Source organism: Bacteroidota bacterium, assembly GCA_030706565.1.
Lineage (GTDB): Bacteria > Bacteroidota > Bacteroidia > Bacteroidales > JAUZOH01 > JAUZOH01.
In genome coordinates, this window is the sequence record JAUZOH010000570.1 from 1 (window position 1) to 1,822 (window position 1,822).

A 1,822-nucleotide genomic window follows, 5' to 3' on the forward strand; every position below is an offset into this window, starting at 1 on the left:
CAAAAGTTTTTTTAAAAGCTGAATTAAGAGGCCTATCTTCTCATGGAATGATCCGGATCATTGATTATTTCAGATTATGGGAAGCAGGGCGCATCAATGTCCATCCCGATATAAAAATTGTGCATGAAACACCCAGTACAGCTGTTGTTGATGGCGACGGAGCCATTGGCATGATTGCTGCTACCCGTTCTATGGAAATTGCCATTGAAAAAGCAAAAACAGCCGGTACAGGCTGGGTATCGACAAGGAATTCCAATCATTACGGAATCGCCGGATACTATGCCATGATGGCCCTGGAGCATGATATGATCGGTGTTTGCATGACCAATGCCAATCCACTGGTGGCTCCTACCTTTTCTATAAGCCGCCTGCTGGGTACTAACCCGATTGCAGTGGCTATTCCTGCCGGGAACCAGCCGCCATTTGTAGCTGATTTTGCCACCACCCCTATTGCCCGTGGGAAACTGGCCGTTGCTGCCAAAAAAGGAGAAAAGGTGCCTCTGGGTTATGTCCAGGATAAATTCGGACATCCCTCTGACGATCCGAATATCCTGAAAGAAGGCGGTTCCATGCTTACGCTGGGAGGCGACAGGGTTCATGGAAGCCACAAAGGCTATTGCCTGGCTTCTATTGTGGATATTTTTTCGGCTGTGCTTTCGGGTGCCAACTTCGGGCCATTCGTACCCCCTTCAGTTGCCTATCTGCCGGTTTTAGACCAGAAAGTCGGCGAAGGAACCGGCCATTTCTTCGGTGCCATGCGTGTTGATGCTTTTCAAACCACCGAGGATTTCAAAGGTAAAATGGACAAGTGGATAGAAACATTCAGAAATGCAAAATCTGCAGAAGGCCAGCCTCCTGTGCTCATCCCGGGTGATATTGAAAGGGAACTTGAAGTGAAAATCCGCAAAGAAGGAATAAACGTCATTCCTGCAATCATCAAGGATCTGAAATCAGTTGCGGATAAACTTGGACTGGATTTTAAAGATCAGTAATCCAAAATTTAAAAGGTTTTCATTCAACCTTTATAAAAACAAAAAGTTGCAGGGAAAGCAAAGTGTTTATTTTTTCTCCCTGCAACTTTTTTTATGTTATTACTTTTCTTCTTACTTATAAAGCATAAGTCAGGCCAGCCATGATATTAAACCTTTGAGAAGGGTATTGGTTCCATTGGTAATATTTCGAAGCTGCCAGGTTATTGACATGTAGAAAGAACGAAAGGATTTTGGTATAACGGTACTCCATTGAAAGATTAACATCAACTACCGAATTCAGTTCTTTTGAAGTGGCTTTAGGAGTGAAAACTTCAGCATAACGTTTTCCTATGACAAAAATGTCACTCTTCAGGATAATTTTGTCTTTCATGTCATAACTGCCGGATAAGGTGAGGTCAAAATTTTGTTTATGCCAGGGTTGGTCAATCTTAGTCAGGGAATAATTATAAATATTTGCTTTAGCTGCTACTTCAATTTCAGTAGTAGGCCGGGTAATAAATTCGCCACTCAGATCAATAATATTCGGATTATCATAAACCACATTAAAAAGATTGCCAAGCTGGTTAGTCGTATCATTGACATAAAAATGCATATTGCCGGCTGAAGTAAAGGTTGCCCTGACATCAAAACTACTTGCAGAACTGAGATTGCCCTTCAACCCAAAATAAGCCGAAAGCAAACTGGTATTTTTCACAGGTAAACCCGGAACAATAAACTGGTTCTCGGAAGCCATCCTCAAATAACTGTTTTTCTGCAGACTGCCATCAACTCCGACATAGCCGGTCAGGAATTTATCAATGAATGTGTAAGAAAACATAGCCGAGGGATAA

General features: G+C 42.4%; 2 protein-coding genes. One reads left to right on the plus strand and one right to left on the minus strand.

The genetic code is table 11. The annotated features are described in order from the left end of the window. The coding region (locus Q8907_16860) for an Ldh family oxidoreductase (protein ID MDP4275940.1) at positions 1-992 on the plus strand (992 nt) is incomplete at its 5' end. Between the two features lie 115 nt (positions 993-1,107). Here the strand turns inward: Q8907_16860 and Q8907_16865 are convergent. After that, positions 1,108-1,822 (minus strand): hypothetical protein (locus Q8907_16865; GenBank protein MDP4275941.1); only part of this gene is annotated, 715 nt, incomplete at its 5' end.